This is a genomic window from Micrococcus sp. HG099 (genome assembly GCF_024723355.1).
Classification (GTDB): Bacteria; Actinomycetota; Actinomycetes; order Actinomycetales; family Micrococcaceae; genus Micrococcus; species Micrococcus endophyticus.
This window is the reverse complement of the sequence record NZ_JANQCJ010000001.1, coordinates 45,742-53,511: the sequence shown is the minus strand read 5'-3', so window position 1 is coordinate 53,511 and position 7,770 is coordinate 45,742. Positions and strand designations below refer to the sequence as shown.

The 7,770-nt window shown below is 73.1% G+C and carries 9 protein-coding genes and 1 tRNA gene; 9 read left to right on the top strand and 1 reads right to left on the bottom strand.

Annotation, left to right across the window (positions count from 1 at the left end; genetic code table 11):
- Together NWP10_RS00315 and NWP10_RS00310 are read left to right on the top strand one after the other, a co-directional pair.
- Positions 1-1,253: PspC domain-containing protein (locus NWP10_RS00315; RefSeq protein WP_375162451.1), on the top strand; the 1,253-nt coding region annotated here is incomplete at its 5' end.
- Positions 1,250-1,942 (top strand): response regulator transcription factor, encoded by a 693-nt coding sequence (locus NWP10_RS00310; RefSeq protein ID WP_258299455.1) that lies wholly within the window; start codon positions 1,250-1,252, stop codon positions 1,940-1,942. The genes NWP10_RS00315 and NWP10_RS00310, both read left to right, overlap by 4 nt.
- Positions 1,943-2,075: 133 nt before the next feature.
- On the opposite strand, the gene NWP10_RS00305 is transcribed toward NWP10_RS00310, so the two are convergent.
- The gene (locus tag NWP10_RS00305; protein ID WP_258299453.1) at positions 2,076-3,284 is read right to left on the bottom strand and encodes a pyridoxal phosphate-dependent aminotransferase; all 1,209 of its coding nucleotides are present in this window, start codon (positions 3,282-3,284) and stop codon (positions 2,076-2,078) included.
- A gap of 176 nt (positions 3,285-3,460) precedes the next feature.
- Here NWP10_RS00305 and NWP10_RS00300 point away from each other — a divergent pair.
- From NWP10_RS00300 to rplL, 7 genes are all read left to right on the top strand, one after another.
- Positions 3,461-3,533 (top strand) — tRNA-Trp (locus tag NWP10_RS00300).
- A gap of 80 nt (positions 3,534-3,613) precedes the next feature.
- Positions 3,614-3,868 carry a preprotein translocase subunit SecE gene (secE, locus tag NWP10_RS00295; protein ID WP_375162452.1) on the top strand — a complete coding sequence of 85 codons (255 nt, stop codon included), beginning with the start codon at positions 3,614-3,616 and terminating at the stop codon, positions 3,866-3,868.
- 104 nt (positions 3,869-3,972) lie between these two features.
- A complete protein-coding gene (gene nusG, locus NWP10_RS00290) occupies positions 3,973-4,854 on the top strand; it encodes a transcription termination/antitermination protein NusG (RefSeq protein WP_258299451.1) in 882 nt (293 codons plus the stop codon).
- A gap of 132 nt (positions 4,855-4,986) precedes the next feature.
- Positions 4,987-5,418 (top strand): 50S ribosomal protein L11, encoded by a 432-nt coding sequence (rplK, locus tag NWP10_RS00285; RefSeq protein WP_258299450.1) that lies wholly within the window; start codon positions 4,987-4,989, stop codon positions 5,416-5,418.
- Positions 5,419-5,496: 78 nt separating this feature from the next.
- Positions 5,497-6,204 (top strand): 50S ribosomal protein L1, encoded by a 708-nt coding sequence (gene rplA, locus NWP10_RS00280; protein WP_184169848.1) that lies wholly within the window; start codon positions 5,497-5,499, stop codon positions 6,202-6,204.
- Between the two features lie 416 nt (positions 6,205-6,620).
- Positions 6,621-7,142 carry a 50S ribosomal protein L10 gene (gene rplJ, locus NWP10_RS00275; RefSeq protein WP_017487848.1) on the top strand — a complete coding sequence of 174 codons (522 nt, stop codon included), beginning with the start codon at positions 6,621-6,623 and terminating at the stop codon, positions 7,140-7,142.
- Positions 7,143-7,211: 69 nt separating this feature from the next.
- Positions 7,212-7,598: a 50S ribosomal protein L7/L12 gene (gene rplL / locus NWP10_RS00270; protein WP_017487847.1), complete on the top strand. Its 387-nt coding sequence runs from the start codon at positions 7,212-7,214 to the stop codon at positions 7,596-7,598.
- Positions 7,599-7,770 lie beyond the last annotated feature (172 nt).

Sequence of the window (7,770 nt, the reverse complement as noted above, 5' to 3'; positions counted from 1 at the left end):
CGTCCGAAACCCGCGCGTCCGGAACCCGCGCCCCGCTGATGCGCCACCGCGCGGACCGGCCGGTCTCCGGCGTCGCCGCCGGCGTGGCTCGCCACCTGGACCTGTCGCCGCGCACGGCGCGGGCCGGGTTCGCCGTGCTCGCGCTCGCGGGCGGCGCCGGGCTCGCCCTCTACGTCTGGCTGTGGCTGCTCATGCCCGAGGAGGGCGCGGACGGCGCGCCGACCGGCGAGGCGCCGAGCCTGCGCGGGCGCGCCCCCGAGGTGCTCGAGCGGGTGCGCGAGGGCGGCTGGCCGGTGCTGCTGGCGGGAGTGGTGCTCGGCGTCGGCGTGATCACGGTCGCGGACGGCCTGGGGCTCGCCGTGGACTGGGCCCTCGTGGGGCCGGTGGCGGTGCTCGTGATCGGGCTCGGGCTGGCCTGGATGCAGCTCGACCTGGCCGGGGGCCCGCCCGCCGGGCGTGTGGGACGGGTCGTGCGCCTGGCGCTCGGCACCGCGCTCGTGCTGCTCGCCGTGCTCGCGATCGTCCTCGGCGGCGTGACCTCGGGGGACCTGTGGCTGGGGCTGCTGGTCGCCGTCGCCCTGATCGCCGGCGTCGCGATGGTGGCCATGCCCTACGCGCTGTCGTGGCTGCGCCGGCGCGACGCCGAGCGCACAGCGTTCGCGGTGCAGGCCCAGCGGGCCGAGATCGCGGCCCACCTGCACGACTCGGTGCTGCAGTCCCTGGCGCTGATCCAGCGTCGCGCACACGACCCCGAGGCCGTCGCCCGGGCCGCCCGTGCACAGGAGCGCGAGCTGCGCCGGTTCCTCGCCCTGGACGACCGCGGCGGCCACGACTCGCTGGCCGCCACCCTGCGGGAGCACGCCGCCGCCGTCGAGGACGCCCACGGGCGCCGCGTCGAGGTGGTGGCCGTGGGCGAGGCCTCGGGGGCGTGGCTGGAGCCGCTGACCGCCGCGGCCCGGGAGGCGATGCTCAACGCGGCCCGGCACGCCGGCGACGCCCAGGTGTTCGCCGAGGTCGCCGAGGACGACGACGGCCGGACCGTGGCCGAGGTGTTCGTGCGGGACCGGGGCCCCGGCTTCGACCCGGGGGCCGTCCCGGCGGACCGCCTCGGCGTCCGCGAGTCCGTGGTCGGGCGCATGGAGCGCGCCGGCGGCACCGCGCGGATCCGCTCCGGCCCCGGCGGCACCGAGGTCCACCTGACCCTGATCCGACCCGACCGCGTGCCCCCGCACGCCGCCCAGGAGCGTCCGTGAGCGTCCCCGCCCCCCGCACCGCCGTGATCGTCGACGACCACGCCATCTTCCGCTCCGGCCTCCGGGCGGACCTGGACCCCGCCCGCCTGGCGATCGTGGGCGAGGCCGGGGACGTGGACGAGGCGGTCCGCGCGGTCCTCGAGCTCGCCCCGGACGTCGTGCTCCTGGACGTGCACCTGCCCGGCGGCGCCGGCGGCGGGGGCGCCGAGGTGGCCGAGCGGGTGCTGGCCCGCCGGCCCGCGCAGCGGTTCCTGGCGCTGTCCGTCTCGGACGCCGCCGAGGACGTCGTCGCGGTGATCCGGGCGGGGGCGCGCGGCTACATCACCAAGACGGCGTCCGGGGCCGAGGTCGTGGACGCCGCGGTGCGCGTGGCCGGCGGCGACGCGGTGTTCTCGCCCCGGCTGGCCGGGTTCGTGCTGGACGCCTTCCGCGGCGCCGCGGCCCCGGCGGCAGCGCCCGCCGCGCCGGCCTCGCCCGCCGTCCCCGACGAGGACGTGGACCGGCTCTCCGCGCGCGAGCGCGAGGTGATGCGCCTGATCGCCCGCGGCTACACCTACCGCGAGGCCGGCGCCGAGCTGTTCATCTCGGACCGGACCGTGGAGACCCACGTCTCCTCCGTGCTGCGCAAGCTGCAGCTCTCCAACCGCCACGAGCTCACCCGCTGGGCCGCCCGCCGCGGCTACGCCTGAGCGGGTCTGCGCTCCGGACACCCGGCTCCGGACACCCCGCTCCGGACGCCCCGCCCCGGGCGTCACGCCCCCGGATGCGCGCGGGCCCCCGCGGCCGGCGTGCGGCGGCGGGGGCCCGGGCGTCGGGAGCGGGTCACTCGGAGAGCAGCGCCCGGATCCGCTCCACGCCCTCGGCGAGGTCGTCGTCGCCCAGCGCGTAGGACAGGCGCAGGTAGCCGGAGGGGCCGAACGCCTCGCCCGGGACCACGGCCACCTCGGCCTCGTCCAGGATGAAGGCGGCCAGCTCGGCCGACGTCGTCGGGGTGACGTCGCCGCGGTAGGTCCGGCCGAGGGCCTCGCGGACGTCCACGTACGCGTAGAACGCGCCCTGCGGCGTGGGGCAGTGGAAGCCGGGGACGGCGTTCATGGCCTCGACCATGGCGCGCCGGCGGCGGTCGAAGGCGACCTTCATCTCGTCCACGGCGTCCAGCGGTCCGGCGACGGCGGCCAGGGCGGCCCGCTGGGACACGTTGGACACGTTCGAGGTGGCGTGGGACTGCAGGTTCGTGGCGGCCTTGATCACGTCCAGCGGGCCGGCCATCCATCCCACGCGCCAGCCGGTCATGGCGTAGGTCTTGGCGACGCCGTTGAGGATCACCGCCTGGTCTGCCAGCTCCGGGACGGCCTTCAGGATCGAGGTGAACGGCATGCCGTCGTAGGTGAGGTGCTCGTAGATCTCGTCCGTGATCACCCACAGCCCTCGGTCCAGAGCCCAGCGGCCCACGGCCTCGGTCTCCTCGGGGGAGTAGACGGCGCCGGTGGGGTTGGACGGGGAGACGAACAGCAGGGCCTTGGTGCGCTCGGTGACGGCGGCCTCGAGCTGCTCCACGCTCACCTTGTAGCCGGCCTCGGGGCCCGCGAACACGTCCACGGGGACGCCGCCGGCCAGGCGGATGGCCTCCGGGTAGGTGGTCCAGTAGGGGGAGGGGACGAGGACCTCGTCCTGCGGGTCCAGCAGCGCGGCGAACGTGTTGTAGACGGCCTGCTTGCCGCCGTTGGTCACCAGCACCTGGGCGGCGTCGATCGCCACGCCGGAGTCGCGCAGCGTCTTGGCGGCGATGGCCTCGCGCAGCTCGGGCAGGCCCGCGGCGGGGGAGTAGCGGTGGTTCTTCGGGTCCTTCGCGGCCGCGACGGCGGCCTCCACGATGTAGTCCGGGGTGGGGAAGTCCGGCTCCCCGGCGCCGAAGCCGATCACGGGGCGCCCGGCGGCCTTGAGCTCCTTGGCGCGGGCGTCGACGACGAGGGTGGCGGAGGGGGCGATCGCGGCCAGACGGGCCGAGACGCGGCGGGCGGGGGCGCTCATGGAGACCTTCTTCGAGATCGACGACGGCGGCGGGACGGAGCGTGCTCCGTCAGGCCCAGCGTACTGACTGTCCACGGGCCCGTTCGACGCGCGCCGCTCGATGGCGTATCCTTGATCACCGGTGCCGCGATCACGGTCGATCCCGCGAGGGTTCGGCCGGACGGATCCGGAGCCGAAGGGTAGTGGCGCAATTGGTAGCGCAGCGGTCTCCAAAACCGCAGGTTGCAGGTTCGAGTCCTGTCTGCCCTGCTCGATGCCGGGCCTCGTGCTCGGCATCGGACGTGTAGAAAGCGATTCGGCGATCCGACGAGTGAGGCCACGTGACTGACATTGCGGCGAACGGCGGGGGCTCGACCCCCGCGCCGGACAGGCAGCGTCGCGGGCTGTTCACGCGGATCGCGCTGTTCCTGCGCCAGGTGGTGGACGAGCTCCGCAAGGTGGTCACCCCCACGAGCGAGGAGCTGCTGCGCACGACCGGAGTGGTGCTCGCCTTCGTGGCGTTCATGATCCTGCTGGTCATGGGGCTGGACTGGGTGTTCGGCACCGTGGCGGGCCTCCTGTTCGGCGGCGGCGGCGGCCTCTGAGCCCGGCGAGGACGGTCCCGACGTCGCTGGACGCGTCCGCCGCACCCCCGTGAGGGCCCTCCCGGACGGCAGGGCCCGACGCCCGTCAGCAGAAAGCAGGAACCGTGTCCGAGCAGGAACTGGATCGTCAGGCCGCCGAGGAGTCCGTCTCCGTGCAGGAGGACGGCGCCGTGGAGGAGACCGTCGAGACCGCGCAGGACGCCCCGGCCCCCGCTGAGGACGCCGCCGGCGAGTCCGCCGTCGACGGCGAGCAGGCCGCCGAGGCCACCGTGCAGGAGGCCGACCTGGCCGCCGCCGAGGGCGAGGACGTCCCGGCCGCCGTCGAGCAGGCCGAGGAGGAGCCCGCCGTCGACCCCGGCGAGGAGCTGCGCACCCGCCTGCGCCGCCAGCCGGGCGACTGGTACGTGGTCCACACCTACGCCGGCTACGAGAAGCGCGTGAAGACGAACCTCGAGGCCCGCATCCTGACCCAGGACATGGAGGACGCGATCTATGAGATCGAGGTCCCCATGGAGGAGGTCGTGGAGATCAAGAACACCACGCGCAAGATCGTCTCGCGCGTGCGCATCCCGGGCTACGTGCTCGTCCGCATGGACCTCGACGACGCCTCGTGGGGCGTCGTGCGCCACACCCCGGGCGTCACGGGCTTCGTGGGCAACGACGCCCACCACCCGCAGCCGCTCAGCCTGGACGAGGTCTACGACATGCTGGCCCCGTCCGTGATCCAGGAGGCCGCCCGCGCCGCCGAGAAGGCCGGCCTGGCCGTCCCCGCCTCCGCGGAGTCGAGCGCGGCCGCCGCCCCGGCGATCCACGTGGACTTCGAGGTGGGCGAGTCGGTCACCGTCAACGACGGCCCGTTCGAGACCCTCCCGGCCACGATCTCCGAGATCAAGCCGGAGGCCCAGCAGCTCGTGGTGCTCGTCTCGATCTTCGAGCGCGAGACCCCCGTGACCCTGTCCTTCAACCAGGTGACCAAGGTCATCTGAGGACACCCGACGCTTCCGCACCGGGCCGGCCGCCTGCCGGCCCGGACGCGGCACCGGCCGCCGCGCCACGGCGGCCACCGCCCCCGGTGCGCTCCTGCGCCGAGGGTCCCCCAGTGAGAGAAGGATCCACTCATGGCTCCCAAGAAGAAGGTCTCCGGTCTGATCAAGCTTCAGATCCAGGCCGGCGCGGCCAACCCGGCCCCGCCCATCGGCCCTGCCCTGGGCCAGCACGGCGTGAACATCATGGAGTTCTGCAAGGCCTACAACGCCGCCACCGAGTCGCAGCGCGGCAACGTGGTGCCGGTCGAGATCACCGTGTACGAGGACCGCTCGTTCACGTTCATCACCAAGACCCCGCCGGCCGCCGAGCTCATCAAGAAGGCCGCCGGCGTCGCCAAGGGCTCCGCCACCCCGCACACGGCCAAGGTCGGCAAGCTGACCCAGGCCCAGTGCGAGGAGATCGCCCAGACCAAGATGGAGGACCTGAACGCCAACGACGTGCAGGCCGCCGCCAAGATCATCGCGGGCACCGCCCGCTCCATGGGCATCACCGTCGAGGGCTGACGCCCTCCTCCCACCACCTTCCAGTGGCAGGGCCGAGCGCGGCCCGCAGACCACGACTGCACAAGGAGAAGAACGCAGATGGCACAGCGCAGCAAGGCATACAAGGCGGCCAAGGCCGCGATCGGCGAGGACGTCTACTCGCCGGTGGAGGCGATCCGCCTCGCCAAGGAGACCAACCCCTCCAAGACCGACGCCACCGTGGAGGTCGCCCTCCGCCTCTCGGTCGACCCCCGCAAGGCCGACCAGATGGTGCGCGGCTCCGTGAGCCTGCCCCACGGCACCGGCAAGACCGCCCGCGTCGTCGTGTTCGCCACCGGTGAGCGCGCCGAGGCCGCCCGCGCCGCCGGCGCGGACGTGGTGGGCGACGACGACCTGATCGCCAAGATCTCCGACGGCTGGGTGGACTTCGACGCCGCCGTGGCCTCCCCCGAGCTCATGGGCAAGGTCGGCCGCCTGGGCAAGGTGCTCGGCCCCCGCAACCTGATGCCGAACCCCAAGACCGGCACCGTGACCCCGGACGTGGCCAAGGCCGTGACCGACATCAAGGGCGGCAAGATCGACTTCCGCGTCGACAAGCACTCCAACCTGCACTTCATCATCGGCAAGACCTCCTTCGAGGCCAAGGCCCTGGTGGAGAACTACGCCGCCGCCCTCGAGGAGGTGCTTCGCCTGAAGCCCTCGTCCTCCAAGGGCCGCTACATCTCCAAGGCCACCGTGGCCACCACCTTCGGCCCGGGCGTGTCCATGGACCCGAACGTGACCTCGGTGGACTCCTCGGAGCTCTGATCCCGCCCGGGTCCCGGTGAGTCCGGGCCCGTCGAGACGGCCGGTCGCCCCCTGCGGGGCGGCCGGCCGTCGTCGTCCCCGGCCACCGTCGTCCCCTGGCGACGGCGGCGCTGCCGCGACCGTGGCCGGGGGCCGATTCGGCTGGCCGGGTGCCGATTTTGCGGGGGCCGGGGGAGGGGGTACGCTGGTGCCTACCGAAGACCGCCGGTCGTGGTGCCCTGCCCTCGGGCAGTGCCCAACGAAGGATCTCCCTGACGGGGAGGCGACCTGCGCAGGTGAACGTGAGCCCCGCTCGCATCCGCGGACTGACCCTGGTCGGATCGCGTCGATGCTCCCGCTGCGCCCCGTGCATCTGCACGGGGCGTTTTCTCGTCTTGCGGGGGAGGCGGTCCCCACGAATCATCGAGAGGAGTGCCATGGCGACGTCCGCGAAGGAGTCGGCGGTGGCTGAGCTCACGGACCTGTTCCGTGAGTCCAACGCCGCTGTTCTGACGGAATACCGTGGCCTGACGGTGACGGAGCTCAAGCAGCTGCGTGACTCCATCCGTCAGGACGCGACCTACGCCGTGGCGAAGAACACGCTTGCCGAGATCGCGGCCAAGGAAGCCGGCGTGGAGGGCCTCGAGGCCCACCTGTCCGGTCCCACCGCGATCGCCTTCGTGACCGGTGACCCGGTCAACGTCGCGAAGGCCCTGCGTGACTTTGCCAAGGATCACGAGAAGCTCGTGCTCAAGGGCGGCTACATGGATGGCCAGCCCCTGGACGAGGCCGGCATCAAGAAGATCGCGGACCTCGAGTCCCGCGAGGTTCTGCTGGCCAAGTTCGCCGGCGCGATGAAGGGCAGCATGTCCAAGGCTGCCGCCCTGTTCCAGGCGCCGCTGTCCAAGACCGTCCGCACGGTCGAGGCGCTGCGCGCCCAGCAGGGCGAGGCTGCCTGAGCAGTCCGCCCCGGGCTGCACGGCCCACCACTTCACACGTAGACAAGACGTACACGTAAAGGAGCCATCATGGCCAAGCTGACCACCGAAGAGCTGCTCGCCGCGTTCGAGGAGCTGACCCTCATCGAGCTGTCCGAGTTCATCAAGGCGTTCGAGGAGAAGTTCGACGTCACCGCCGCCGCCCCCGTGGCCGTGGCCGCCGCCGCCGGTGCCGCCGGTGGCGACGCCGCCGCCGCCGAGGAGAAGGACGAGTTCGACGTCGTCCTCGAGTCCGCCGGCGACAAGAAGATCGGCGTCATCAAGGAGGTGCGCGCCCTCACCTCCCTCGGCCTGAAGGAGGCCAAGGACCTGGTGGACGGCGCCCCCAAGCCGATCCTCGAGGGCGTCAACAAGGAGACCGCCGAGAAGGCCAAGGAGCAGCTCGAGGGCGCCGGCGCCACCGTCACCCTCAAGTGATGATCGCGGCCTGAGCCGCATCACGCTTCGCCACGAGGCCCCCGGATCCGCACAGCGGACCGGGGGCCTCGCGGCGTCCGGGGGAGTGCTCGGGGGAGCGGCCCGAGCGGCCGAGCGGCTGCTGGACACGCGCGCCGGACAGGGCTACGATGGATCTTTGCACCTCCCCTGT

Coding starts and splice junctions, on each gene's coding strand:
- NWP10_RS00305 (WP_258299453.1), bottom strand. CDS start 3,284: ATGAGCGCCCCCGCCCGCCGCGTCTCGGCCCGTCTGGCCGCGATCGCC.
- rplK (WP_258299450.1), top strand. CDS start 4,987: ATGGCTCCCAAGAAGAAGGTCTCCGGTCTGATCAAGCTTCAGATCCAG.
- rplA (WP_184169848.1), top strand. CDS start 5,497: ATGGCACAGCGCAGCAAGGCATACAAGGCGGCCAAGGCCGCGATCGGC.
- rplJ (WP_017487848.1), top strand. CDS start 6,621: ATGGCGACGTCCGCGAAGGAGTCGGCGGTGGCTGAGCTCACGGACCTG.
- rplL (WP_017487847.1), top strand. CDS start 7,212: ATGGCCAAGCTGACCACCGAAGAGCTGCTCGCCGCGTTCGAGGAGCTG.